This window comes from Frateuria sp., from assembly GCF_035944355.1.
In the GTDB taxonomy this organism is placed as follows: Bacteria; Pseudomonadota; Gammaproteobacteria; order Xanthomonadales; family Rhodanobacteraceae; genus Frateuria_A.
In genome coordinates this window covers 46,255-72,249 of sequence record NZ_DASZBH010000015.1, presented here as the reverse complement: position 1 = coordinate 72,249, position 25,995 = coordinate 46,255, and the positions used below count along the sequence as shown (strand labels likewise).

23 protein-coding genes are annotated in these 25,995 nt (G+C 64.6%); 14 read left to right on the top strand and 9 right to left on the bottom strand.

Going from position 1 to position 25,995, the window contains the following annotated elements:
• The 5 genes from VGU03_RS12915 to VGU03_RS12895 all read left to right on the top strand — a co-directional run.
• Positions 1–114, top strand: a 114-nt coding sequence (locus VGU03_RS12915; RefSeq protein WP_327478489.1) for an IS3 family transposase, incomplete at its 5' end; no start/stop codon positions are given.
• Between the two features lie 776 nt (positions 115–890).
• Positions 891–1,427, top strand: coding sequence for a hypothetical protein (locus VGU03_RS12910; protein WP_327481138.1), 537 nt, complete (start codon positions 891–893; stop codon positions 1,425–1,427).
• A gap of 4 nt (positions 1,428–1,431) precedes the next feature.
• Positions 1,432–2,127 carry a hypothetical protein gene (locus VGU03_RS12905; RefSeq protein WP_327481136.1) on the top strand — a complete coding sequence of 232 codons (696 nt, stop codon included), beginning with the start codon at positions 1,432–1,434 and terminating at the stop codon, positions 2,125–2,127.
• Positions 2,128–2,422: 295 nt separating this feature from the next.
• Positions 2,423–3,181: a hypothetical protein gene (locus VGU03_RS12900; protein ID WP_327481134.1), complete on the top strand. Its 759-nt coding sequence runs from the start codon at positions 2,423–2,425 to the stop codon at positions 3,179–3,181.
• A gap of 175 nt (positions 3,182–3,356) precedes the next feature.
• Positions 3,357–3,485 carry a hypothetical protein gene (locus tag VGU03_RS12895; protein ID WP_327481132.1) on the top strand — a complete coding sequence of 43 codons (129 nt, stop codon included), beginning with the start codon at positions 3,357–3,359 and terminating at the stop codon, positions 3,483–3,485.
• Between the two features lie 385 nt (positions 3,486–3,870).
• Here the strand turns inward: VGU03_RS12895 and VGU03_RS12890 are convergent, their stop codons facing one another.
• A complete protein-coding gene (locus VGU03_RS12890; protein WP_327481140.1) occupies positions 3,871–5,295 on the bottom strand; it encodes a PLP-dependent aminotransferase family protein in 1,425 nt (474 codons plus the stop codon).
• Positions 5,296–5,401: 106 nt separating this feature from the next.
• Here VGU03_RS12890 and VGU03_RS12885 point away from each other — a divergent pair, with 106 nt between their 5' ends.
• Together VGU03_RS12885 and VGU03_RS12880 are read left to right on the top strand one after the other, a co-directional pair.
• Positions 5,402–6,304 carry a DMT family transporter gene (locus VGU03_RS12885; RefSeq protein ID WP_327481130.1) on the top strand — a complete coding sequence of 301 codons (903 nt, stop codon included), beginning with the start codon at positions 5,402–5,404 and terminating at the stop codon, positions 6,302–6,304.
• The gene (locus VGU03_RS12880; RefSeq protein ID WP_327481128.1) at positions 6,301–6,996 is read left to right on the top strand and encodes a hypothetical protein; all 696 of its coding nucleotides are present in this window, start codon (positions 6,301–6,303) and stop codon (positions 6,994–6,996) included. Before VGU03_RS12885 ends, VGU03_RS12880 begins: the two co-directional genes overlap by 4 nt.
• 229 nt (positions 6,997–7,225) lie before the next feature.
• Here the strand turns inward: VGU03_RS12880 and VGU03_RS12875 are convergent, their stop codons facing one another.
• Positions 7,226–7,384, bottom strand: coding sequence for a hypothetical protein (locus tag VGU03_RS12875; protein WP_327481126.1), 159 nt, complete (start codon positions 7,382–7,384; stop codon positions 7,226–7,228).
• A gap of 141 nt (positions 7,385–7,525) precedes the next feature.
• Here VGU03_RS12875 and VGU03_RS12870 point away from each other — a divergent pair, with 141 nt between their 5' ends.
• The 4 genes from VGU03_RS12870 (at position 7,526) to VGU03_RS12855 (ending at position 11,055) form a co-directional block, all read left to right on the top strand.
• Entirely contained in the window at positions 7,526–8,758 is a 1,233-nt protein-coding gene (locus tag VGU03_RS12870; protein WP_327481124.1) for a hypothetical protein, read from the top strand.
• Between the two features lie 136 nt (positions 8,759–8,894).
• The gene (locus VGU03_RS12865) at positions 8,895–9,818 is read left to right on the top strand and encodes an acyl-CoA thioester hydrolase/BAAT C-terminal domain-containing protein (RefSeq protein WP_327481122.1); all 924 of its coding nucleotides are present in this window, start codon (positions 8,895–8,897) and stop codon (positions 9,816–9,818) included.
• A 96-nt stretch (positions 9,819–9,914) separates the two neighbouring features.
• Entirely contained in the window at positions 9,915–10,658 is a 744-nt protein-coding gene (locus tag VGU03_RS12860; protein WP_327481120.1) for a nucleotidyltransferase domain-containing protein, read from the top strand.
• Positions 10,642–11,055, top strand: a complete 414-nt coding sequence (locus tag VGU03_RS12855; RefSeq protein ID WP_327481118.1) for a hypothetical protein — start codon at positions 10,642–10,644, stop codon at positions 11,053–11,055. Before VGU03_RS12860 ends, VGU03_RS12855 begins: the two co-directional genes overlap by 17 nt.
• 66 nt (positions 11,056–11,121) lie before the next feature.
• Here the strand turns inward: VGU03_RS12855 and VGU03_RS12850 are convergent, their stop codons facing one another.
• Positions 11,122–12,441 (bottom strand): hypothetical protein, encoded by a 1,320-nt coding sequence (locus tag VGU03_RS12850; protein ID WP_327481117.1) that lies wholly within the window; start codon positions 12,439–12,441, stop codon positions 11,122–11,124.
• A gap of 415 nt (positions 12,442–12,856) precedes the next feature.
• On the opposite strand from VGU03_RS12850, the gene VGU03_RS12845 reads away from it, so the two are divergent.
• On the top strand, positions 12,857–13,312 hold the full coding sequence (locus VGU03_RS12845) for a hypothetical protein (protein ID WP_327481115.1): 456 nt from the start codon (positions 12,857–12,859) through the stop codon (positions 13,310–13,312).
• A 311-nt stretch (positions 13,313–13,623) separates the two neighbouring features.
• Positions 13,624–16,416, top strand: a complete 2,793-nt coding sequence (locus tag VGU03_RS12840; RefSeq protein WP_327481113.1) for a bifunctional diguanylate cyclase/phosphodiesterase — start codon at positions 13,624–13,626, stop codon at positions 16,414–16,416.
• 290 nt (positions 16,417–16,706) lie between these two features.
• Here VGU03_RS12840 and VGU03_RS12835 read toward each other — a convergent pair whose 3' ends face one another.
• Together VGU03_RS12835 and VGU03_RS12830 are read right to left on the bottom strand one after the other, a co-directional pair.
• Positions 16,707–17,627 carry a DUF5996 family protein gene (locus VGU03_RS12835; RefSeq protein ID WP_327481111.1) on the bottom strand — a complete coding sequence of 307 codons (921 nt, stop codon included), beginning with the start codon at positions 17,625–17,627 and terminating at the stop codon, positions 16,707–16,709.
• Between the two features lie 312 nt (positions 17,628–17,939).
• The gene (locus VGU03_RS12830; RefSeq protein WP_327481109.1) at positions 17,940–19,946 is read right to left on the bottom strand and encodes a S1 family peptidase; all 2,007 of its coding nucleotides are present in this window, start codon (positions 19,944–19,946) and stop codon (positions 17,940–17,942) included.
• A gap of 510 nt (positions 19,947–20,456) precedes the next feature.
• Here VGU03_RS12830 and VGU03_RS12825 point away from each other — a divergent pair.
• Positions 20,457–22,334 carry a PAS domain-containing protein gene (locus VGU03_RS12825; RefSeq protein WP_327481107.1) on the top strand — a complete coding sequence of 626 codons (1,878 nt, stop codon included), beginning with the start codon at positions 20,457–20,459 and terminating at the stop codon, positions 22,332–22,334.
• A 27-nt stretch (positions 22,335–22,361) separates the two neighbouring features.
• Here VGU03_RS12825 and VGU03_RS12820 read toward each other — a convergent pair whose 3' ends face one another.
• From VGU03_RS12820 to VGU03_RS12805, 4 genes are all read right to left on the bottom strand, one after another.
• A complete protein-coding gene (locus VGU03_RS12820; protein ID WP_327481105.1) occupies positions 22,362–22,763 on the bottom strand; it encodes a hypothetical protein in 402 nt (133 codons plus the stop codon).
• A gap of 377 nt (positions 22,764–23,140) precedes the next feature.
• Positions 23,141–24,580, bottom strand: coding sequence for a serine hydrolase domain-containing protein (locus tag VGU03_RS12815; RefSeq protein WP_327481103.1), 1,440 nt, complete (start codon positions 24,578–24,580; stop codon positions 23,141–23,143).
• Positions 24,581–24,918: 338 nt separating this feature from the next.
• Complete coding sequence (locus VGU03_RS12810) at positions 24,919–25,263, bottom strand: YciI family protein (protein WP_327481101.1); 345 nt, start codon at positions 25,261–25,263, stop codon at positions 24,919–24,921.
• A 114-nt stretch (positions 25,264–25,377) separates the two neighbouring features.
• Positions 25,378–25,926, bottom strand: coding sequence for a DUF805 domain-containing protein (locus VGU03_RS12805; protein ID WP_327481099.1), 549 nt, complete (start codon positions 25,924–25,926; stop codon positions 25,378–25,380).
• Positions 25,927–25,995: the final 69 nt, after the last annotated feature.

Below are 25,995 nucleotides of genomic sequence, written 5' to 3'. Positions count from 1 at the left end.
GCCGACGTGTTCGACTACATCGAGATGTTCTACAACCCCAAACGCCGCCACGGTTCAAACGGCGACCTGTCGCCTGTAGAGTTCGAACGGCGCTACGCGCAACGAGGGTCCTGAGTGTCTACGGAACCCTGGGCGATTCATAGTAAAGTTCCTATTGGACGAATACTTTTATGGCGATTATAAGAAGCTTGTCGAAAGTAGCGGCTTTAACAAGCAGCAGCTGTCAAGCTGGATTGCGGGTACCCGCAAGCCAAGAATTGCAACCCTTCGCTGGCTACTCTCGACAACAGTCGCTCCAGAGTTCAAGGTGGCGAGAGAGTTTGAGCCCGTGCACATTGGTTCTAGAAAAGAGGTGCCAAAGGAGTTGAGCAGAGCCCTCGGCGATCATTCGCAAAATAATGGTGTTTAGGCGTTCTATGACTCAATGTGCACTGTCATATATGTAGGAAAGGCGAGCAACGGCTTCGTAAAGGAAATGTATCAACAGCTGCGCGCGCCACTTGGGGTCGAGTTCCCTCGCGCGGTAAAAAACTTCCCCGGTGAGCGATGGCAGGCGACGCGATTCATTTCTGCCTATGAAATACCCCATGTCGACCACCTTGACTATCCGAGACACGTTGAAGCCTTAGTCTTGCGCTTATCTAAGCCTGTCGGAAATAAAGTGCTTGGAAGGCTCAACTTCTCTGTTAAGCCGAAAGATCCCAGCAAATGACGCGGATAAGGGGGCGACGCAAGTAAGAGGAGACAAAAATAACAGAACGGGATAAGGTTAACTTGCCTAGCACTTTGAAGTGCCCACCCCATGCAAGCCATGCGGGTTGCGCGAGATAGACGGAGATGATGTTTTTGGTGTCGTTTTGATGTCGTTTCAATCTAAAACGGGGGGGGGTATGAAAAAGCTCATGGTGCTGCTGGCGATTATTGTCGTGGCCGGTTTGCTGATCTTTGGCTTCAACTACGCATCCGTGGGCGAAAAGTTGGTCACTGTCATTCACGACGACCCGCGCAACAGCGGCGTCGACCTCAATGCGCACTTTGATTACTACTTAAATCCGGGCGTTCTCGTTCTTGATATGAGGAGTATTGGGTCCAACAACAGCATGGCCGATGTGTTTCGCGTCATGATTCAACTGTCCCACAGCTTGCAATCGAAGCAGTTTCGGACGGTGAAGTTAGAGTGGCATGGCCAAGAGCGGTACGAACTGAATTGGTCCGACTTTCAGGAATTGGGCACCGCCTTGGACGGGCAGAACCCGATGTACGTCATGCGGACCTTTCCTGAAAAATTGATGCTTCCTGATGGCACCCATGCATTCGGAACCTGGACAGGCGGATTGCTCGGCGTCCTCGGCCATCAGATGGAGGACTTCAACAAATTTCATCACGGTTGGTACTTGGACAGCATGATGTCGGCGGAGGGGATGTAAGCAGATGAAAATTATTTCAGGAATTTTGTTGACCGGCTTTTTGGTGGCGGGATGTCAGAGCCACGAGCAAACCGCGGAGCCCGCTGTTTCTGCCCCAAAGACCAACAAGACTAAAAAAATCGTTGCGAACGAGCCCGCTCCCGAGCCAGCAAGCTGGGCCGGTCCTTTTGGTTTGCAAATAGGGCTAACCAAACAACAGGTATTGGAGGCGACCGGGGCCCAAGCGATGCCTGACAACCCGTACACCTACTTATCGTCGAAAGCGCCCAAAGGGCATGTCGCATTTCAGCACTACGCGTTCACGATCGGGGACCAGACGGGGTTATGTAGTGTTGTGGGTCTAGGCGACGACTTCGATGCTGATGCTTACGGCAACGCTGTCCGGGGCAATTTTTCCGCTCTTGAAGACGCGCTAACAAAAAAGTATGGCGAACCGACTTCGACAGATAAGGATCTGGCTCCAGGATCGATCTGGAATGAGCCCAAGGACTGGATGATGGGCTTGCTCAAAAACGAACGATCCTATCGCGTTGATTGGAAATCCTCGCAAACCCACCCTCTTCCCGATCATCTTGCGTTGATTCGATTGAATGCGCGTGCGACGCGTTCTGACCAGGCCGCGCTGGCCATCTTGTATCGGTTCGATAACGCCGACGCGTGCGACAAAGAGGTCGCCGCGAAACGGGACGCAGGCTTGTAGCAAATAACCGGAACCGGAGCTGGGGGGGCAGACTGCACTTTTTAAAGGTTGACTCTTGATGCCGTCGCCGTCGCATGTAGGGCAAAAGAAACTCAAAACTGGGGTCAGAGTGCACTTTTTTAAAGTCAACTCTGACCTCGGTTTGGGGGCTAAGAGGGATGGAGGCGGAAAAAGGTGTCAGGGACAGTTTTCGCAAACTAAAGGTGTCAGGGGCAGTTAGTGGACCCCTGTTTTGCTCGCAGTGCTACTGGCGAATAAGGAAATGCCTATGAAGAAGTGCGCACACGATCGCTGCATGAAAGGCATTTTGCTGTTTTCAGTGATGGGCTCGACCAGTGCCTTAGCTGTGACTTATACCTTTTCCAGGGATGGCGAAAGTGACGTACCTGTGTGCCGGGCCGTCCAACAGGCGCTGTCCCATGGATTGATTTTGGATGCCAAAAAGCCGCTTTGTTATCGACGGTTCGAAGTATCGCCTCAGGCCGTGCGCTACGGTTTCACTCCGATCGATTTCACACCTGTGCCGGCTGATCGGTATCGGAGCTTATTGAGCGAAATGATGTCTATAGTCGCTAACCGGAAAATGCCGCTGACGGAAGCTGATAAACAGAAAAACGAAGCGGCGGTCAATCGTTTGATGAGTTCGACTCCGGCCAAGCTTTATCAAGCTTATTTTGACAACGACAACAGTGGAACCTTGCATGTCGTTTATGCTTTGGATTCTGTGTGGTGCCCAGGCGACGCTGAAGCGCCACTCATATGGAACCCAGTCATTTATATGCGAAACACGGACGGCACCCTAAATCGCTCTTGGGGAGTGGGCGATGAAACCTCAGGTAGTCCGTTCATCTACAATGGCCAGACATATTACGCGCGCTGGTCGTCACTAATCGGGTCGGCTTTGAAAAACGCCTGGGCGCAGTTAGATATTTATTACGATACGCCCAGTATGCCGGGCTCGCCACCACAAGATCATGAAGTATTTCCACCACCCTATTGTACCATCTACCAGATGAAAAGCAAAACACGGGTTAGAGTGCACTTTTATAATTGACTTTGACTGCTTTATCTATTACGCATAGTTTCGGCAAAATGGCGGTACAAAAAAAGGTGTGCCAGGGACGGTTTTCGGGGCAGCGAATAGGTGAGAAACGGTTATGAAAGAAGCCACGATAGAGGGCTTTCCTGCCACGATACTGTGTATGCATTTCAGGCTCGGGAACGAACCCATGGTTTACCGCGTCGGCGGTATTAAGGGAAGAACGAACGAACTGTTTTTGCAGTCGATCGAAACGGAAGAAATCCGCAAGATCTCGGCCGAGGAGTTCAAGCGGCTGGCCGTATCGGTGGGCATATGATGGTGTTTCGGACGGTTGATGGCGGTTCGCGTACCAATAATGGGCAGCCCAAACTAAGCTTGAGTAAAAAGAACAGGAAACATCAGTATGGCATTCGCTTTGTCAGGAGCAGTAATCGTGGAACAACGCGGTAACATGATTAATTACCGCAAGAAATGCGAGTACTGCGGTCATGTGGAGGGAGGGGGTACGACGACCAGCGCCCCGTCTAGCGGAAATGTCCTGACCAGTTCATTTCTCTGCGAGAAATGTCGGACGAGCAACGAAGTTCGTATCCAAGGGTAGAAATGAAACCCGCCAAAGGGGGCGGAGGCAATTAAACAGCAATAATTGCCTCCGGCCCCTGTTGCGTACCCGCTGTGTACTACCCCCAACCTTCGATGCTCTACGGAGCCATGACCTTCGAACGGTTGAGCTTGGCCACCAGTCTGCCCAGTTCCTTCATGGCATGGTCCAGTCGCTCGTTCCATACCAGGCCGCAGCTGAGCCTCACGTAATCGACGTACTCGCCCCGACTGGAGAACAACACGCCAGGCGAAGTGCGGATCCCCTTCGAAAGGGCCACCTTGAACAACACGCGGCTGTCGCCGCGCGCGGGCAGCTGCACCCAGAGTGACATGCCACCTTGTGGTTCGCTTACGCGCGTATCGGCGGGCCAGTAACGCGTGATCGCTTCCGATAGGCGCTGCCCGTTATCTGCCAGCGTTCGGCGAAGACGGCGTAAGTGCCGCTCCAGATCGTGGCGCTGCAGATAGTCCGTCATGGCCAGTTGGGTGAGGCTGGTGCCGCCCATGGTGGAGAAGAACTTGGCGCGCACCAGGGCGTCTGTCCATGGGGTGGCCGCCAGCCAGCCGAGGCGAAGACCAGGCGCCAGCATCTTGGAAAACGAGCCGCAGCTGATCACGGTGCCGTGGGTGTCCCACCGGCGCAGCAGCGACGGGCGCTGTCCGGACCAGGCCAGCTCGCCATAGATGTCATCCTCGATGAGGACGACGCCATGCCGGGCGCAGCTGCCCACCAGGGCTTGCTTGTCGGCGTCGCTGGTCAGGCTGCCCAGCGGGTTGTTGAAGTTCGGCACCAGAACGGCCGCGCGCACGGAGTTCTGCTGCAGCAGTTGGTCGAGGCGAGCCACGTCGATGCCGCGGCCTGGCAGGTTCGGGATTTCCAGCACCTTCAGGTGCAACGCGGCGACCGTCTGGAGGATGCCGTGGTAGGTCGGCGTTTCCACCAGCACCACATCGCCCGGGGACGTGGTCACGCGCAGCGCCAGGTTGATCGCCTCCATCGCGCCGGCGGTGATCACGATCTCCTCCGGCGATACCGGCACGCCCGCCTGGGCGTAACGCTGGGCGATCAGGCGTCGCAGTGCCAGGTGGCCCTGGGCGGGCGCATAGTCGAACACCGCCGCCGGCGCGCGGCGCAGGCACCGCGACATCGATGCCATCAGCGCTGCCTGCGGCAGCAGCTCGAAGGCCGGCGTCGCGCTATGCAGCGGCAGCAGGTCGCCGCGCGCACCTACCTCCGTGGCATCGAGCAACGCGGGGTTCCTGACTTCGCCCGGTGCGCGGTTCCTTGCGGGCCGCGGCGCCGGCAGCGGCGTCGTCGATGCACGGACGAAATACCCCGAGCGTGGCCGCGCGACCACCTGGCCTTCGCGCTCCAGTTGCAGATAGGCCTGGACCGCGGTGGCGACACCCACGCCGTGCCCCTGTGCCAGGTGCCGAATCGACGGCAGGCGCTCGCCCGCCCGCAGCGTGCCCTGGGCGATTTGCGCGCGCAGGGCCGTCGCAACGCGTTCATAGAGAAGCATGGGTGCGCTCCATCTGTATCTGTCTATTTTGATGTTATCTGAATCTGTATCTGTCGCATCGGCGGCCCTACGCTGCCTTCCATCGCTCCGGAAGACCCAGCCGACCATGGTTCCCTCAGCCCAGCCCAACGAAACGCGCGGTGTCGTCCTGCAACTGGTGTTTGCGGAGTGCCTGATCGGCTCGGTGGGCGTGTTCGTGCATGAAAGCCACCAGGACCCGGTGACCGCCGTGTTCTATCGCTGCCTGTTCGGTGGGCTGTTCCTGCTCTGCTGGGGGCTGGCCAAGGGGCATCTGCGGGGCCTGTGGCGCGAGCGCGCGCTGCTCCGCGGAGCCGTGCTGAGCGGGGTTCTGCTGGTACTCAACTGGGTGGCGTTCTTCGGCGGCATGGCGCGTTCGTCGATCGGTGTCGCCACATTGATCTACCAGTGCTTCCCGTTCGTGATGCTGGTCCTGGCCGCGCTTGTGCAGGGCGAACGCACGTCGCCGGCCGACCTGGCGTGGACCGTGCTCGGCTTCGTCGGGGTGATCTGCACCAGCGATCCGATCCGCCTGTTTCGCGATACCGAATCGTCCTATCTCATCGGTATCGGCTTGGCATTCCTCGCAGCGCTGTTATGTGGCGTGTCGCTGTTGATGTCGCGTCAGCTGGGCAGGGAGCGTCCGTTCGCGCTGGTCATGATCCAGTGCTGGGTCGGCGTCGCCATGCTCGCCGGGTTCAGCAGCAGCCACGTGTTCCACATGGGAACGCACTGGGCGTGGTTGCTGGGCCTTGGCGTGATCCATAGCGGCATCGTGTACGTGCTGTTCTATTCCACCTATCCGCGCCTGCCGGTGGTGACCATTGCCGTCGTGTCGTTCATCTATCCGCTGGTGGCGCTGCTGCTGGATTACCTGCTGTACGGACATCGCCTCGTGGCGGTCCAGATGATGGGCATCCTGCTGATCGTGCTGGGCACGCTGGGTGTGAACCTGAAGTGGCGGCCTGGCTTCGCATGGAAGGCGGCGTGACCGAACCGGCATCGCACTTGTCCGCGCGCTTTCAACTACCCACCTCACGAGAGAGCCATCCGATGATCCGTTGCACGCACTGTTTCGCCGCGATCCTGTTGTTGCTGTCCGCAACAAGCGCCATGGCCGACACCTTGCCAACGGGCATTCCCCGGCTCGACCGAAACCGGGAAATCGCCATGGCGCTCAGCGCGGCGCCGGCGGAGTTGCAGAAGGATGCCGGCGTCTACGTGCTCGAGGGTTCCGGGTTCGTCCTGGTTCGGGCCAGCCGCAACGGGTTCAACTGCCTCGTCGAGCGCGACGTCCACGTGACCGCGCCTGTCTGTTACGACGCCGAGGGTTCACGCACCACCCTCCAGGCAAGCCTCGAACGGGCACGGATCATGGCAGGTGGCACGGCTGGCCCGGAGGCCGACCGTATGATCGACGCCGAATATCACGCCGGACATTTGCATGCACCCGCAAAGCCCGGCATCGCCTACATGCTTTCTCCGGACTTCGTGAAGCTCGATCCGAAAACGGGGAAGGCGAAGGTCCTGTATCCGCCTCACGTGATGGTGTATGCGCCGTTCCTGCGAAACGAGGACATCGGCGTCCCGAAGCAGTTCGTTCGCAGCACCACCCATGTGTGGGTTGAGGCTCCCGGCAAGCCGGAGGCATGCCTCGTCTTTACAAGTTTCAAGCACGGATGAACCGGTCAGGTTTTCTGCATCAGGGATAGGTAAGGGTGAATGGCCTCGGCCTCGGCCCGGAGGTCTGGCGCGTGCTCGCCAAGGCGCATGACGCGCGCAATCTGGCCGACACGTCGATGTATCGGAGCGGCTGGTGCTTGACGTGATCGCAGCCGCCGAAGTGGTGGTAGTGCGGCTTGCTGCACGGGCTTGGGGCGCGGTCGAAGCTTTCTGGTTGCCGGGGACAGTTTTAAAAAAAGTCCAGCGTGCTTTTCAGATGGCTCGGCGATCTCTTTCGCAGGACCCCGCTCGCCTCGCCGCGCGTGGTCAGCACGACGGCGAAGCCGCCGTGGGGCGTGCGCATGTTGGTGGTCTGGCCTTGGTACAGGCGCGCGGCGAACAGGATCACGCCGCGCTTGGTGGCGTAGCAGCGCACGTCATAAAAGGTGCCAGGGACGGTTTTTTTGGTTCCTCCTGTGCCTCATGGAACGTTCGTATCCCCCGGTTCGCCGGAGTAGGCTCGCCTCACATTCGCTATGGGGGACAGCCCATGAAGAAGGCGATGTTTCGCAGCTTGCTGCTCGTGCTTCTGGCGATGCCCCTGGCGCTGCAGGCGGCCTCGCACCCCAGTCGCTATCTGTTTGTGTGGGCGATGGAGGCCGGCCACCCGCAGGCGGACACGATGGCGATTGCCTCGACCGATCTGCCGGCCCGGCGTGCGGCGTTGGGGCTGGGAAGGGATTTTCTGGCCGTGTTCGACGTGGCGCCGGGGCCACGCTTCGGTCGGCTCGTGGCGATGGTGCCCGCCGGGCAGGCGGCCATGGCCCACCACACGGATTACGCCGAACCCGCCGACGGCCTGCTTTACGCCAACGACTGGTTGGCGAACAGCACCTATGTGTTCGACCTTCGTCAGCCGCTACGCCCGCGGCTGGTCCGCACCGTAGGCAGCGTGGGGGCCCTCGGTTATCCGCACTCGTTCGCCCCGCTGGCGGGCGGCAACACGCTGGCGACGTTCCAGTACGCCGGCGGCTTCAACCACGCGGCGGGCGGGCTGGTGGAGTTCGATCCGACGGGGCGCGTGGTGCGGACCGTGTCGGCCCAGGTGCCGGGTTATCCGAATGTGCGGCCCTACAGCCTTGCGGTGGTGGAGCAGGCCGACCGGGTGGTCACCAGCAGCGCCGATATGATGGGCGCCCAGGTGAGCGATGTGGTGCAGATCTGGCGGCTGTCCGACCTGAAGCTGCTGCACACGCTGCAACTGCCGCACGCGGCGGGCTGGATCTACGACACGGCGGCCGACTCCTCGGAGCCGCGCCTGCTCGCCGACGGCAGGACCGTGCTGGTGCCGACCTTCAACTGCGGCCTGTTTCTGCTCAAGAACCTCACCGGTGCGCAGCCGACGCTGCAGCACGTCTACGACTTCGGCTACCGCACCTGCGAGGTGCCGGTGGTGGCGGGCGATTTTCTGGTAGAAGCCATGCAGAGCGGCCATGCGATCGTGAGCCTGGACGTGCACGATCCAGAGCACCCGCGCGAAGTCAGCCGCATCCTGCTGCCGCCGGACGAATACCCCCATTGGCTTGCGCTCGAGCCGGACGGCGACCGCCTCGCCATCACGGGTTTTGGCGCGCTTGCCACCCGGGTGCGCTTTGCCCATGTCGATCGACGCACCGGCGCGCTGCAGCTGGGACCGGCCATGACGATCGATCTCTCGCACGCGCCACCGGCCGGCTGGCGCGGAAGCGCCATGCCCCATGGCGTGGTTTTCAGTCGCCCGTGATCGAATGGGATCGCCGAGGCTCGACCTGACGGGATGACCTCCGGCACGCGTGCTCCCGGAACCGTGGCCACTAGCGTACGCGCGCCAGGTCATGCATGGCTTTCGCCAGGGCTTGATCACACCATGGGAGAGGTACATGCCATTCAAGGGGCTGGGATGGGTTGGGCGATTCGCGCTCGCGCTTGCGCTCGGCGGTAGTAGTGTCGTGGCGCGCGCAGCGGACGTCCGGACCACGGAGGTGGAGACCGGGGGGCTGTCCGCCACCCTCTATGTACCCGCCGATGGGGCCAAGCATCCGGCACTGCTCGTGTTGGGCGGTGCCGAGGGCGGCCGGGACTGGGCGCGCGGTGTAGCCCGAAAGTTGGCCGAGGAAGGCTTTGTCGCCCTGGCGCAGAGTTATTTCAACGGGCCGGGCTTGCCCAAGGCGCTGGCGAACGTACCCATCGAGAGGTTCCAGCGGGCCATCGACTACCTGCAGGCGTTGCCGTCGGTCGAACGGGGCCACCTGGGTGTGGTCGGGCTTTCCAAGGGCGCCGAGGCCGCGCTCGCGCTCGCCGCGCGCGAACCCCGCCTTCGGGTTGTGGTTGCCGCGTCGCCGTCGGATGTGGTCTGGCAGGGGATCGATCGCACGGGCGGTGCGCCGGCCAGTTCCTGGAGTTTCCGCGGGGTGCCGCTGGCCTACGTGCCCTTCCAGCCGTGCGCGCAATGCCGCGGGCTGCTTGACTTGTATCGGCACAGTTACCCGCAGGCGGTGGCGGCCGACCGTGTCGAGGGCAAAGGCATCGCCGCGCCGGTGCTGCTCATCTCCAGCGAGCAGGACCAGGTATGGCCGTCGACCGCCATGGCCCGTGTGCTTGCGGCCAGGCTGCGTCGTGAAGGCGCAGCGGTCGTGTCCGTGATCGATTACCCGACCGGCGGCCATTTCGCTTTCGGTCTTTCGCCGACGGCGGCCTCCGCGAAAGAGGACACAGGGTTCGGTGGCGGTACGCCAGACGGTCTCGCAGCGGCGCGCAAGGACAGCTGGAAGCGCGTGCTCGAGTTTCTGCGGGCGCACGATTAGCGGATAGCGGGAGTTATCAGGGTAAGGAGGCAGAGCTGGCTAAGCCGCACGGCGCGTGTTTGCCCATAGGTGGCGCATCGCGTGTGACCTGTCCGCTTGCGACCTGGCAAGAACATCAAAGCTCATATGCTGTTTCGGCGAGCCCGGAGCGATCACGGGAACGCTTGCTTCGTGCCCAATATGGGCACTACCATGCCCGAAATGGGCACGAATCCTGGAAAACGAGTCAGCGAAGCGGCCGCGCTTTATGCGCAGGCCAATCTTTCCGATGCGCTTTTCACCACGACCCAGCAGCGCGTGCTTGGCTGCCTCTTTGGCCAGCCGGAGCGCAGCTTCACCATCAGCGACCTCAAGAACGCCACTGGCGCGGGCAGCGGCGCGGTGCAGCGCGAGGTGGCTCGCCTGGCCGGCAGCGGCTTGCTCGCGCTGGAGCCGGTCGGCAACCAGAAGCACTACCGCGCCAACCCCGATTGCCCGATCCACGATGAACTGGTGGCCATCGTTCGCAAGACGTTCGGGCTGGCCGAGCCGCTGCGCGAAGCGCTGGCGCCCTTGGCGGACCGCATCCAGGCCGCCTTCGTGTACGGCTCGGTCGCCAGGCGCAGCGATACCGCATCCAGCGACATCGACCTGATGCTGATTTCGGACACGCTGACTTACGCGGAGGCGATGAGCGCGCTGCACGATGTCTCCGACCAATTGGGGCGCGAGATCAATCCCACCATCTACAGCCTGGACGAGTGGCGCTCCCGCGTGGCGTCCGGCAACAGTTTCGTTACCCGGGTGCTCGCCCAGCCGCGAATCGACCTGATGGGAAGCGCCGATGGCCTCGGCGCTTGAGAACCTCGCCGGCCCCGGCAAGGCCCTGGTTGCTGAACCGCCGGATGCCGCCGAGATCGCCGGCCTGATCCGCTCCGGCCACGCGCGCCTCGATGATGCGCGCAACGCCAGCCTGTCGCTGGAAAGCCGTTTCGACCTCGCCTATAACGCCGCGCACGCGCTGTGCCTTGCGGCATTGCGCCGGAAGGGGTTTCGACCAAGGCACCGCTACATCGTGTTCCAGGCGCTGCCGCACACGCTCGGCCTCGGCCCGGAGGTCTGGCGCGTGCTCGCCAAGGCGCATGACGCGCGCAACCTGGCCGAGTACGAGGGGCACGTCGATGTATCGGAGCGGCTGGTGCTGGATGTGATCGCAGCGGCCGGGCTGGTGGCCGTGCGACTCGATGCACCGGCTTGAAGCTCGGTCGAAGCTTTCTAGTTGCCAGAGACAGTTTTCGAAGAAAAACAATCGGAGCGTGCTTTTTCAGGAATGGCTCGGCGATCTCTTTCGCAGCATCCCGCTTGCCTCGCCGCGCGTGGTCAGCACGGCGGCGAAGCCGCCTTGGGGCGTGCGCATGTTGGTGGTCTGGCCCTGGTACAGGCGCGCGGCGAACAGGATCACGCCGCGCTCGGTGGCATAGCAGCGCACGTCGGTCTTGAGCGGGATGCCGGAGGCGCTGATCCGCACGCCCGGCGGCTCGAATGCCTGCGCGACGTAGTCCGCGCCGGCGATGGTCTCCCACACGCGTCGGGTGAGCTTGTCGCCGCGGTACGAGCCGCGGCTGCCGTAGCCGTTGGCGGGCTTGAAGAAGTACTGCGCGCGGTCGGCCCACAACGCTTCGCGGTTGTCCGCCGTCACCTGCACCGTGGGAGGAATGCTGCCGGCCAGCACGGTGGCGTCGCCCGGGGTCAGGCCCAGCGAGAGCAGAAAGTCGCGGTTGCCGAGGACGGCCATGTTGCGCTTGTCCGCCAGCAGGGCGTGCGCGCGCGGGTGTGGCGAAAGGGCCACGGCGCCCTGGCGATAGGCCGTCGCGAGCGCGGCCGAGCCGGCCGCGTCCAGGGCGAAGTCGGTCAGGCGGTTGTAGACGAAATCCACGACGCCGCCGGCGTCGCGCAACGCATGCCCGTCCCACGACAGCGCGGCCGGGGCGTGAATCGTGCACGGCACGCCATGCTGTTCGAACGCCTGCCGGTACAGGTGAAACTCCGGGTACAGGAACTGCGCCGGCGGGTCTTCATCGACGATCGCCATGCGTGAGGGTGCGTACCCGAGCTGCGCCTTTGCCTCGTCCAGCCAGGCCCGCGTGCCCGCCGCCACCGCGGCGTCGGTGCTGGTCGTCGTCGTCCAGGCGTGGGGCATGCAGGATTCCACGGCATCGAGCGCGAACGCGTTCAGCAACAGGCCGCCGGGGTTGGTGTTGATCTCGATGAGCCGCGGGCCGCGCTCGGTCAGGTGGAAGTCCAGGCCGATCACGCCGCCGGGCGAACGGGGGTCGTGCCGGGCGATCGGCGGCGCCCAGGCGAGCACGCGCTCGGCATAGGCCGGCGCGTGGCTCACCGCGAACAACGCGCGGGTGATGTGCTCCATGGTGGCCAGCGAGTCGCGATCGACGAACAGCGCCTGTGGCGCAAACAGATGCGCGTGCCGGGTCGGGTCCAGCCCGGCGGTGTCCTGCAGGACGTGCACGATGCGCGCGTGCAGCTGCGCCGGTGCCACGACGGAACAGCCGCACTGCCGGTTCAGCGATGCCGCCGCCAGCGTGGCATCGTCATCCGCGCAAGCGTTCCTGCAGCGTGTGCTCATGCATCTCGTGCCCTTGTTGTCCGGAATGCAGGTTACCGGTCGCGGACTGAATGCCCAAAGAGAAACAGGGTCGAGAGCGCACTTGTCCGAACGCGAGGGCGCCGGAAAAGGCGGCGTGGCTTCGTGGCGGTGCCGCGCGCCTGCGGCCACTTTGGTATCGTGAAAAGGCATGCTCTGCCCCGAATGCCAATCCGGCTACCACGCACCCTACGACCGCTTCGAGCGCGTCGCAGCGAACCCGCACGGGCCCAGTTTCCTGATGCGCTGCAAGCTGTGTGGCGCTCTGTGGAACGAGACGTCCGGCGCGCCGGAGATGCTCACGCGCACCCACGCACGCGGGCTGTATCCGCGGGCCCGGATCTAGCCGACAAAACCAGGACGGGGGGACCGAGTGCGCCTTTCAAAGCTGAAACCGATGCTCGTACGTAACGCGCCCCATGGGCTGGCGCTGCTGCTGCTCGCACTCGCCGGTTGCGGGATAGCCAGATCACTGCCGACGAGTGCGCTGAACCAGCTTGGGGTGGTGGCCGAGCCCGGCGCGAATAGTGATGCGGCGACCGCGCTTGACGTGGTGTTCGTCTATGACCCGCAGGCCGACCCGGTATTGCCGCCCACCGGAGCGGAATGGTTCACGCGCAAGAGTGCCTATCTGCAAAAGCTGGGTCCGGCGGTCGACGTGGTTTCACTGGAACTTGCGCCCGCGACGACGGTACGGGACGTTGCGTTGCCGCCGCGCTACCGGCAGGCGTTGGCCGTCTACGCCTACGCCAACTATCTCGCCCCTGCCGGCCAGCCCCGCCAGAGCTTGGGTGCGTACTCCCGCGCGGTGATCCGGCTGGCTCCAGACCATGTCGTCGTCGAGCAAAGGTAACGGGGCCTGAGCCCTTCCTGGCCGGAGCAAAACACCTCACGCGTGACTCTCAGAGCATCGCGCTTGGGCAAAAAGCCCCGCGCGTGGCCGCCGGCGCGTCGCGCTCGGAGTAGGAAGCCCTGGCACTCGGCCCTCTGTCCCGAGCGCGACGCAAAGAGCCTTGAGGTAACCGAGCCCTGTTCCCATGGGCGTTGGGGCGTACCGGCGGCAGGTGGGACTGCGATCCTGCCAGCGCCAGGGAGGCGTCCCGCTCGACCTTGGCCCGGCCCGGTGATGACCGGCAAGCGGTTAGGTGCGGGCCTGCCGTCGCCATGGCCGCATTGCGATCGCTATCGGCCGGAGGCGTCCTTTGTCCGTCGGGTGCCGAACGGGTTCCCGGAAACCTCACTGGCACGGGCTATGATCGATGGGCCCGCGTGACCGGCCAGGACGGGGCTTGCCGAGGGGAATTCGTGCCACCGAAACCGATCGATGAGCGTCACCGCACGCCGCACGCCGCCGCTCCGGAGGCGCTGCCGCTGGCTAGCCGGGTGCCAGGCGTGGCCTGGGGGCTGCTCGTGCTCGGCTGCGGGCTGGTGCTGACGCTCTGGCTTTACCGTGCCCAGGCAAGGCAGTGGAACGCGGCGCGGCATGATGCCGTGGTCGCGGAAGCGGAAAAAGGGCTCGTCCAGATGCGGGCGAAGCTGCGTTCGGCCGAACTGCTGGTGCGGTCTTTGCAGACGATGTTTCTGGTCGCCGGTGATATGGACGAACGCCAGTTCGCACGTGCGTACGCCAACCTGGACCCGCGCCGGGAATTTCCCAGCCTGCTGGCCGTGGCGTATTCGGTTCGCGTGCATGGACACGACGGCGATCATTTCCCGACCACGCTGGTCGCGCCGCCGGAAGGCAATCGCAAGCTGCTGGGGCTGGACGTGGTCGACCAGCCGGCCAACCTGAAGGCGCTGGTCGAGTCGCGCGATACCGACCATCTGGCCGTGTCGGAACCGTTTCCGCTGGTACAGGACAAGGATTCTCACGGACGCGGGCAGGGCATCACCTTGCGGTTGCCCGACTACGGGCCCGGCGCTTCGCTCGACTCGCTGGCTGTGCGCCGACAACGGTTGCGCGGATCGGTCGCGGTTTCGTTCCGGGTTGCCGATTTGATCCGGACCGGCTTGCCAGCGCAGCTATTGCAAGTGGCGCGCATCTCAGTCACGGATGTCGCCCTGGCATCGAGCGCTCCCTTGTTCGATTCGGGCACCGGCGCGCGCCAAGCGCAACCCTCGATCGTCTATCGCATGGCGTTCGGGGGGCGCCTGTGGGAGATGGCCGTCTTTCCGAAGCCGACCAGCGACCTCTCCTGGTCGCAGTCGGTGGTGCCCGCCGGACTGCTGGTCAGCGTATTGCTTGGCCTGCTGGTATGGTCGTTGACCGACACGCGGCGCCGTGCCGTGCAATTGGGCCGGCGCCTGGGTGAGCGCTACCGGGAAAGCGAAGAGCGCTTTCGCACGCTCAACGAACTGCTGCCCGCGCTCGTGGTGCTTGCCGACGCCGCCGACGGGCGCATCGTCTACGCCAACCAGGCCGCGCGGGGGCGATTGGGAGAGGGCATCCAGGGTACCCGTCTGGCCTCGCTGCTGGGGGTGGACGAGAGCGAGGTGGAGCGTCGCCTGGCCAATCCGCAGGCCGGTGCGACCGAGGTGGGCCTGCGCGACACGTCCGGCGGACGTTTCTGGGCCAGCGTGGCGATGTCCTGGCTGATGCTCGATGGCCGCCCCCAGTGGGCGATGGTCGCCAGTGACGTGACCGAGCAACGCGCGCTTACCGAATTGCTCGGTTACCAGGCGACGCACGACGAGCTCACGGGCCTGATCAACCGGCGTGAATTCGAGCGTCGCCTGCAGCGGGTGACCCAGGACATGGGCGAGTCACCGCCTTATGCCGCGGTGCTCTTCATCGACCTGGACCAGTTCAAGCTCGTCAATGACACATCCGGGCACGTGGCAGGCGATCAGCTTTTGCTGCAGTTGGCGACAGTGATGCGCGCGAGGCTGGGCGAGGAACATGTACTGGCGCGGCTGGGCGGTGACGAGTTCGGCGTGATCCTGGCGGGACTGGATACGCCCGGGCGCGCGGTGGAGCTGGCCGAGCATCTGCGTCTGGGTCTGGACGGTTTCGTCTTCGTCTGGGAAGCCAAGAGCTACATGGCGAGCATCAGTGTGGGCGGCGTACTGGTCGATCGCCCGGGGATGCCGCTGGCGGAGCTGCTCGCCGCCGCCGATACCGCCTGCTACATGGCCAAGGAGCACGGGCGCAACCGCGTGCACTTCTACTCCGAACGGGATGAGCAGAGCGCGCTGCGGCGCGGCGAGATGGAGTGGGCCAATCGGTTGCGCTGGGCGGTACAGGAACAGCGCTTCGTGCTGACCTACCAGGAGCTGCGTGCGCTCGGCGCCGAGCGGTCGGCGATCCATGTCGAGCTGTTGCTGCGCTTTCGCAATGAACACGGCGAGCTGGTGTCGCCCGGCGCGTTCATTCCCGCGGCGGAACGCTATGGCCTGATGCCGCTGATCGATCGCTGGGTGATCGAGACCGCGCTGGCGAACGTCGACCGGCTGCATCCGGCGGGGCCGGCGCTGCGCATGGTGGCGATCAACCTGTCAGGCGCCAGCATCGACGATGACACGCTGGCCGAGCGAATCGTCGAACTGCTGCGCCTGCACCAGGTGGCGCCCGAGCGCGTCTGCTTCGAGATCACCGAGACGGTGGCGGTACGCCAACTGACGGACGTGATCCGTTTCGTGACCCGGCTGAGGGAGGTTGGCTGCCATGTGGCGCTGGACGACTTCGGCGTGGGCATGTCGTCGTTCTCCTACCTCAAGCATCTGCCGGTGGACATCATCAAGATCGATGGCAGCTTCATCCGCGACATGCTGAGCGACCCGATCAGCCATGCGATGGTGCGCGCGGTAACCGACATCGCGCACCGGCTGGGCCTGGTGGTGATCGCCGAATGGGTGATGGACGAGGCGATCATGGTGTCGCTGCGGGAGCTGGGGGTAGACATGGCCCAAGGCTATGCACTGCATCAGCCCGAGCGCGTCGTGTGGCAGCGCGACTGACTGCCAACACAGCAACAAAGGAGCGGCGAGCAGTACTGCAGCGACTCCTGTCGCTAGCCCGCCGGCACCGACCGGATCGAGGGTCCGTTCTCCGTTCTCCGTTCTCCGTTCTCCGTTCTGCGAGTGCGGGCATGCGGCGTGCGCGAGCAATCAAGCGGGTGGCGACGGCGCCGGCTGACTGCCGGTCCAAACGACCGTAGACGAGGTGCTGCTCTTCCCGCCGCCCGCGGTTGCGTCCAGTAGTGCCCGCATATCCCGGCGCGGCAGATGAAGGCGGGGACGAGCGCCCGTTATCCGGTTGCCGCCTCGTCGCGGGGGTGTAATTCCAGCGCGGCACGATCCCACCGGCCCAGCTCGGCGGCCCGGTCCCAGGTGCTCTGCAGAAACGCCTGGAGCGTCTGTTCGGGCGACGCGCTCCGTCGCACCGCCTCGTAGGGCAGGATGAACTCACCCAGTTCCGCGTGGAAATACGCTTGCGAGGGCTGCACTGTCGCATCGGCCAGCCCCGCCGGCTGCGGCACGGCATAGGCGTAGAACGCGGCCTCCGGCAGCCGCGCGTCGCCGGGCCAGAAACCGTGGCTGATCACTTCGTGCGAGTAGGCATCGCGCTCGAACGCCGGTCCCTTGCGCGGCGGCGCCCGCCGCCCGGAGAACCGCGTCACCGCCAGGTCGAAGCTGCCCCAGAAGAAGTTGACCGGGCTGCTCTTGCCTGCGTAGTCGCAGCGCCACAAGGTGAACACGCGGTCGACCTGCACCAGGATGCGCCAGAACCGCTGCGCCCAGCCGCCGTCGTAGGCAACCGTCCGGGCGTCGTCGTCCAGCCGTATCGGCGTGGGCATCTCGACCGTCACCGGCCAGATCCGCACGGCCAGTCCCATGTCCGCGAGCGCCTCCATCAGCGCCTCGTAGAACGCCCCGATGTTGCGCGATGCCAGCGGCAGTCGCCGGGTCGCGCCGCTGGTGCAGGCGATTTCCACGACGTGGTCGAGGAAGTCGAAGGCGAGCGTGAACGAGCACGAGCCGTGCGGCAGCATGCCGGTGGACAAGCCGCGCGGGGTCACGTGCAGTGCTACGCCCCAGCAATGGTTGAGCGGCGGGGCCAGTGCCAGCGCCACCTTGCCTACCACCTGGGAATACAGATGCAGGGTCGCGTAGGTCTTCTGCCAGGCGGCGTACGGCAAGGCTGGCCAGGTCCGCTCGTCGTCCGTCATGCGACACCTCCGATACCCGTTGCCACAGGCCGGGCGGGAGCGTGAGGGTAAGGCGCCGCCCGTTACGCCGGGCGCACGGGATCGTGACCGGGGCGATGCAAGACAGGGTCGGAAAGTGGAGCCGGGTTCATTTCTCGCGTAGAAAAAATGACCGGGAACTGAGGCGTCGCGTCGAAGAGGGCATGGGCGAGATCATCAACTGAGCGACGCGAAAAGGGGCCAGAGCGTACTCGCACGAACGGGTTGCTGCTGGCCCCCTTGTTTTCGAGATGGCGACGCCGACCTTTTTTTGGTAGCGGTCGAAGCGTGCCTTTAGTGCTCGAGCACGTGCATCTCATGCGTCAGCAGGCCAAGCCTTTTCTTCATGAGCGCCTGGGTCTGGTTCGAATCGATGCTGTAGTAGACGGTGTACAGCACATCGCCTGCGGCCTTGGGCGAAACGACTGTACCGATGTTCATGGTGCCGTTTTCATAGCGCGCCTCACCGCTGTAGGGGTACTGCCGACCGGACACGGTCTGCCAGTGGCTGGTCATGTCCGCGTCGAGGCTCGAGGGGGGCGCGGCCTGACGTTGGACAGTCAGTTGGTCCTGGTTGTCGTTGGTCGATGTTTTCCAGATCCCAATGTAGCCGACGTCCCAGACGGGCTGCCCGTGGTCCAGCAGGTAGCGGAAGCCGAGGTTGAGCACGCTGTCGGGCCGGATCGCCTGGACGGCAGGGGTGTAGGCGAACGTCACCCGTTGCGACTGGTAGGCGAAGCGGCGCCCGTAATCGATCTGCAGGTGGATCTGCTTGAACGCCGCCGGCAAGGCCGCGTCCTGCAGATACTGCGTCCATTGCGCCAGCGTGCCGCCGTAGGTGGCATAGATGAAATTGGCAAGCTCGTCCAGGTCCAGCCGATGTCCGCTGACCTGCTCGGCGGGGGCCATGCGCAACATCATCACGCAGCCATCGGGTACCGGCAGGGTGTAGGTGACGACCTGATGGTTGAGGTGGGGAAAGGGCCAGGTGGAGACGTGCCATGGACGCTGCCAACGGTCGGTGTAGGCCGCTTCGAGCGAGGGCTTGCCCAGGGAAGTGATCTTGATCGTCTCTCCGGCGACCACGCGCTGGAACACGCCGGCACGGGCAAGCAGGTCCATGCGTGCCTTGGCATCGTGATAGAACAGCGCCGCGTCCATCTGGTCGGGCCGCCGGATGTGCAGGAGCAGGGTATGGCCGGCCTGGCCGATATCCACATAGCCGTTCGAGTCCAGCGTGGCATGACGGCGGGCTTCGCCCGTACGTACCCACTGCCCGTTGCTGTCGCGCACGATCAGCGTGGGGAAGGTATAGATCTGCGTCTGTTGGACCAGCAGACGCGTGGATCCGTCGCCGCGGGGGAAAAGATTCGAGGATTCCTTGGCAAGCAGGGCCTGGAGTTGCTCACGGCCATTCGCATCCCCGCTGACCTGCAAGTCACGGTAGAAATCGGACAAGCTCAAGGGCAGCGCGAAGTCGGCTTTCCAGCGGCCATTCTGCAGGGCCTGGAAGAGGTCCAACTGGTAGACGCTTTTGCTGTCGACCACGGCGTGGCCTTCTGGCGCATCGAGCATCTGGGAGATCGGCAGGGCGTAATTGAGGTTCTCGTTCGGCGACTTCATCAGCACGATGCCGATCACCTTGCCGCGGCTGTCCAGCAAGGGGCCGCCACTGTTGCCCGGTGAGGCCGGTGCGGAGAAGCGCATCCACTTCCAGAGGCCGTCCTGCTCTTCTGGCGTGTCGGAGGTGTACAGGCCATCGCGGATCACCACGCCGGTGCCCAGCGCGTTGCCGACCGCGTACACCACGCTGTTCAAGGGCGGATTGGCGTTGGTTTCCAGCGTGGCTTTTCCGGGTTCGCCCGCCAGCGTGAAAACCACGAAATCCCTGCCCAGCGAGAACTTTTCGATCTTGTCTATGGGGTACACGTGGCCGGTCGCATCGCGCAACTGCGGCGGGCCCCACAAGCTGTTCATGCCCGCCAGCAAAACGTGCCCCGCGGTCACGTAGCGGTGGTTGCCGATGGCGAAGGCCGTCCCTATCGAGTAGTACTTGTCGTTGCGTTCCTGATAGGGCAGCAGATCCAGTGGCAGCGGCTTTTCGTAGCTCAACGGATCGACCGTTGGCTTGGCCTGCACCACTTCGAACGTGGCGGCCTGGATAGTGGGAAGCATGGACGGGTCGAGCGTGGCAGCGTGTCCTGCTGCCGAATGTCCCAGGCCTGTTGCGAACAGGATGGCCAATCCCAGTCGCGCCGCAACGATGCCGATGCGGCGCGTGGCCAAACGCACGATGTACATTCGTTTCCCCCCGAAGTGACGCCTCGGCACGGAGCCCCCCGGCCCCTCGCTGGCCACATCATCTTGACATGCTCTCCAGAGGCATGGGGGAAGTGCGGCGGATCCAGCGCAGAGTGCTTTCTGCGGGGTACGCCCAATGACAGGCGGGGGTCATCGGTGTGGTCGCCGCTCGGCGGCGACCACTTCCTGCAATTACAGAGAGCGAGTCATGGCCGCTCTTTGCGCTCGAGGTCCGAGCGAACCGGACATGATCGCCGCCTTCGACGACGCCGGGGAATGACCTTCATTCCACCGGTCCCCGCTGGACGGCTGCAGACCGAACCGGAGGTGCCGTTCACGGCGTGCCGACGCGTCGTTGACCCCCGATAGACCACTTTCTTCGAGCCGTATCCACTTCAGCGGAGCGACGCGTGCCGCGCACAGAAGGGCGGCATGTTTCAAATGGCATGCGGCAGGCACCCCGTGCAGCCGCTACTGGAGGGCACCAACGCGATCCGAAGGCGCTGGCACATGACTCCACAACAGGCTCAGCCGAGCGCACCGCCGAATCCATCTGGCCGTCCCGGCGACGGGCCGACCATCGGGACTCCGGGCCCCGACATTCTTCAGCAAGTCATCGATGCCAGCCCCGCCATGATCCAGGTGGCCGACCTCGATTACCGCTTCCTGGCCATCAACAAGGCGAGCGCCGACGAGTTTGAGCGCATCTTCGGCGTGCAGCCCAGGTGCGGCGATTCCATGCTCGAGCTGCTCGCGGACAAGCCCAGGCAACGGGCCGAAGTCAAGGCGGTATGGGGCCGGGCGCTTGCCGGGGAGTCGTTCAAGCAGACCGGCGAGTATGGCGAGGCCCAGCGGGAGCGCAAAAGCTATGAGATGAACTACCACCCGCTGCTGGGCGCCCATGGGGAACAGGTCGGTGCCTTCCAGTTCGTCTACGACACGACCGGCAGCGTACGCCATCTACGCACACCGGCCGATGCAGGCGGTCTCCATCGGGCCGAAGGGCGGATCGGCGCCAGATTGGAGGAGGGGCCGTATAGGGAACTCTTCGCCAGTATCCGCGAGGGCTTCTTCATCGCCGAGGCCGTGCGCGATGACCAAGGCCGGGTCGTCGATTTCGTGTTCCTCGAGGTCAACGAGGCGTTCACCGTGCAAACCGGCCGTTCCGCGCGGGCGGTGGTGGGGCGTCCCGTCACTGAGGTCATTCGCGGTTTTCCGTTTCGGCTGATCGAGCTCTACGGCGAGGTGGTCGACAGCGGCAGGCCCTCCGTGTTCGAGGTCCAGGTGCCTGCGCTGCAGTTCCGCTCGTTCGAGGCTCGCGCCCATCCGCTGGGCGGCGAGCGGTTCGCGGTGCTGTTCCTCGATATCACCGAGCGCAAGCGCATCGAACAGGCGCTCGAGGAGAGCCGCGCCTCGCTCAGCACGATCGTCGATTCGGTCGACCAGATCATCTGGTCGGCGCGGCCCGACGGTCACCACGACTTTTTCAACCGGCGCTGGTACGAATTCACCGGCGCGGTTCCCGGGACCACCGACGGAGACGACTGGGCCTACCTGTTTCATCCGGACGACCGCGAGCGGACGTTCGAGCGCTGGCGGCACAGCCTGGTTACCGGCGAGCCCTACGAAATCGAGTACCGCATGCGGCATCACACCGGCATCTACCGCTGGATGCTGGGCCGCGCCCATCCAGTGCGCAATGAGGCCGGCCAAATCCTGCGCTGGATGGGTACCTGTACCGACATCCACGAGAGGAAGGCCTCGGCCGAGCAACTCGAACTGGCCGGCAAGGAATTGAGCCACCGCATCAAGAACATCTTCGCGGTGATCTCGGGCCTGATCGCCCTCACGGTACGGCAGTTTCCCGAGTGCCGGGTCTTCGCCGAGGAGTTGATGGATCGGCTGACGGCGCTGGGCGAGGCGCACGACTATGCCCGTCCCCACGGGCGGGACGAGAAGCCGGCCGAAACGGGCGCCACCGTGCTGGGCCTTACCGGCCGCCTGCTCCGGCCCTACGCACTGGAGGGATACGACCGCGTCGAATTGACCGGAGACGACGTGCCGATCGAACCGCACGCGATCACGCCCTTCTCGCTGGCCATTCACGAGCTCGCCACCAACGCCGCCAAGTACGGCGCGTTCGCCGTACCGGGCGGGCGGGTGAAGGTGCACGGCGAGCGCGTGGGGGACCGCTTCCTCCTGAACTGGTGCGAGCAGGGCGGGGCCACCGTGCAGGAACCGCAGCGCTCAGGGTTCGGTACCCGGCTGGTCGATCTGACCCTGCGTGACCAGCTGGCGGGCGAGTTGACCCGTGTGTGGAATCCCTGGGGCCTGGAGGTGCACGTTTCGGTGCCGATGGAACGGCTCGCGGGCAACCTTGGGGCCTAACTTCAGGGTCGTACCGGGCGGCGTTGCTCAGTGGCGACCGACCGGAGCTTTCGCAAGCTTCGCACCACAGGCCAGGCCAAGCGCAAGTACGCCATAGGCCATCACCAGGGAACGCTTGCTCAGCACGAGTTCCCATCCGGGCGTGAGTCGTTTCGGCGTCATGCCGTAGTCGACGGCTGCCGCGATCGCGGACGTCATGCAGGCGCCACGCACGAGTGCGCCGGTGGAACGTGGGCGGCGCTTGGCGCGCCAGAACTCGAAGGGCAGGGCCCAGAACACGGCGGACGCGTAGTGCGTCGCGAAGCCGATCCACGTGTGCGAGGCATCGAGCTCGTCACACTCGGCAGCTTTGTCGCCGTGCAGCCAATGGCTCGTCGCGTTGAGGGGTCGTGCCGCGCCCTTGCCCTCGGCTTTGGCCAGCAGCGCCAAGGCAGCGGCCGAAGCGAGGCCCGCTACGGTGCCCGTCACCAGAGCCCGGACCGGAAGCGAGGTGAAGCGCCTATGTCTGTTCGTTCGCATGGCCATCGGGTGTCCGCCTCGCGCTCGTCACGTGTCCTCGAGACTGCGCAGTCCACGGTCTGGACGGTTTGAGCCATGCGCGCAGCCGCGATGAAGGCAGCCTCGGCCTCGTCCGGTGGTCGAGCCGCGCATCGAGGCTTGCGTTGCCGGAGAAGAAGAGATCAGTTTCAGGCCGCTGCACCTGACCCCTTCTTGATCAAGCCACGTGCCTAGGACCGACCGTGTGGCCGGGCATCTTCATGCGCCGCGGCCGATTTCCGGAAGTCCGACGCAGCCGTATTCCGTGCTCAATGCTTCGCACCTTCGGCGGCGAGCAGGTCGGCGACGTGCTCGGCCAGGAGCCATGTCGTGCTCGGCCCCTCGTTGCTGGTCAGGACCATGGCGGCACCGGTTTCCCACACCATCGCCAGGTTCGCCGTGGTGCCCTCGATGCCGCCCGCATGGCCGCGGACGTGGCGGCCATGGGAGAGCCGGTCGCCGAACCCGGCCGCGTAGGCGCCCGGCCCGGCGGGCACTTCGTCGTCGAACATCTTGGCCAGGGTTGCGGGCTTGACCAGCCGGCCCTCGCGCAGCGCCTTGGCGAATCGCAGCAGGTCGGCGTTGGTCGCATAGCCGCCGCCGGCCGGGCCGGCCTGGTAGGCCGTCTTCAACCAGTCGGCCTTCCAGGTGCTGGAGAAGAGCGCGTCACGGTAGTAGCCGACCGCCAGCTTCGGGATGACCTCGTCCACGCTGTCGAAACCGCTGTCGGTCATGTGCGACGGCGCGAAGACGTGGCGCTGGATGTACTGGGCATAGCTCTCGCCGGACACGTTTTCGATGATGCGGCCGAGCAGCACGTAACCGGCATTGCTGTAGTTCCATTGCTTGCCGGGCTCGCTCACCAGCGGCTGGCGGGCGATCAGGCCCAGGTAGTCGACCGGACCGACGAAGCGCTCGCGGTGCCCGAAATACTCAGGAACCATGAAGTCGCCCAGGCCGGCGGTGTGGTGCAGCAGCTCCCACACGGTGATCTTCCTGGCGGCCGTGCCGTCCGGATATTCCGGAACCCGTTTTGCCAGGGTGTCGTTCCACGACAACTTGCCGGCCTCCACCAGCTGGGCGATCGCCACGGCGGTGAACATCTTGTCCATCGAGCCGATGTGGAACCGCGTCTGGTGGTCTACCGGCACGCCGAAGCGGCGCTCCGCCAGCCCCTGGCATTCGTCGAATACCGTGCTTCCACCTTCCATCACCGAGATACAGCCGGAGAAATCGTCCGTACGGACCAGCCGGTCGAGCGTGCCCTGAATCAGCTTCGCCAGTTCGGCGCGGGCCACCGCGGCCTTGGGCCAGTCGGCATAGAGCTCGGGATCCTCAATGGGAACCAGCCCTGCCTGCGCCAGCCGATCCGGATGCAGCGGGTCGGCCGCGAGCCAGAACAAGGCGCGCCGCCCATCGCGGCGGCCCTTGACCGCCACCTCCAGCAGTCCGGGCTGGCGCGGATCGGTGCGTACGTCGAACACGTCCAGCCCGCCGCTGTCGCCTGCCGCAGAGGCCAGGCCCGCGACGAAAGCCTCGCGGTCGTCGCTACCGACGGACGGCGAAAGGATGGTGGCTCCCCATTGGCGGACCTGCGCCGGATCGCCTGCATTGGCGTGACGGATCAGCTCGTCGGCGAGGTGGCCGACCGGTGTTCCAGGCAGGCGTGCCTGGGGCGTCGTGGCTGCCCGGGACGGGGCACAGAACAAGGCGATGCATACCGACAAAGGAGCGAGCCAGGACGCGGATCGGGCGAATCGGTGGGGCCTGCGGTCGTTCATGGAGGACGCTCTCTGGATACCAGCCGACATGGCGGTTGCTGGTGCCTGGAGATACGGCCACCGTCCCGGCGGTTTCAGTCGATGGTCCCATCGAGGGGCGCCCAGGCCGATCCATGGCGGGAAAGTCCTTCTCCGGGATCGCTCAGCCCGCACTCCGCTTGACCGGCCCTCTGGCTTGGCCTGGTAGGTGGGCAGCAAAAAAGGGCGGGTTCACTCCCGCGGTGGGAACTGAACCCCGCCCCTTGTGGGCTCCGACCGCATTCGGGCTACGGCTTGAACCGGCGAACCTCCTGCGGCCAGCCGCAGGCCTCGGCCACCTTGCCGGCCCAATACCTTGCCGCCTGCTCGTCGGCCACGTCGATCACGGTGAACCCGCCAAGGAACTGCGGGTTGCGCGCATACGGCCCGTCGGTGAAGACCAGCGTGCCGCCGATGGCATCGGCGCTGAAGGCCTGCTCCGGGTCTTCCTCCAGGCCGCCGGCGAACACGTGCACACCGGCGGCCTTCATATCGTCCACGACCGCGCGCGCCAGCGGGCCGCGTGCGGCGAACCAGGTCTCGGTGTGCTCGCCGACCCACGCCTGGTTGAAGTAGATGAGGTACTTGCTCATGCCATGCCCCGAGGTAGCGCAGCCCCAGCGGCTGGCGTTGTCCTCACGACGGACAAGCGAATCGCGATTCGACACGCCTGGGCAACCGGTCGCTGCCCCTTTCTTCGGGATCGCTCAGCCGGCGGCCGCCTTGACGAGTCCCGCTGGCTGGGTGGGGTAGGTGAGCAGGTAGAGCAGCACCAGTAGGCCTCCCACCGGCGCCAGGCTGATGAGCTGCCACCAGGGGCTCAAACCCGCGTCGCGCAGGCGCCGGGTGCACGCCGCGATCCACGGCAGCAGCACGGCCAGAGAGGCGATCTGCAACGGCAGCGGGCCGATGGCCTCGGAGAGCAGGTCGGCGAAGGCCAGCAGCATCGCCACGGCGAGTGCGAACCACCAGAACGCCGCGCGTGGAGTCGTGCCGGTGAATTCCAGGCCGCGCAGCACGCCTTCGCGCATGGCCTGGAGCGCCGGCTGGCTGGGTGCCGGCTCGCCGACCAGCAGGCTCTCGGCCGGCACCTCGAACACGGCGGCCAGTGCGCGCAGGGACTCGGTCGAGACCTTGGCGCCCGATTCGAGGCGCTGGATGGTCCGCAGGTTCAGGCCGCTCAGCTCGGCCACCTGTTCCTGCGACCACTGGCGGGCGGCGCGCAGCTCGCGGAGTCGGGCGCTGTTGATCTGCATGATGCTTCCTCGGCATGAGGCTCGGTTTGCGGCCATCATCCTCCGGTACGCCGCTTTCCGTAACGGCAG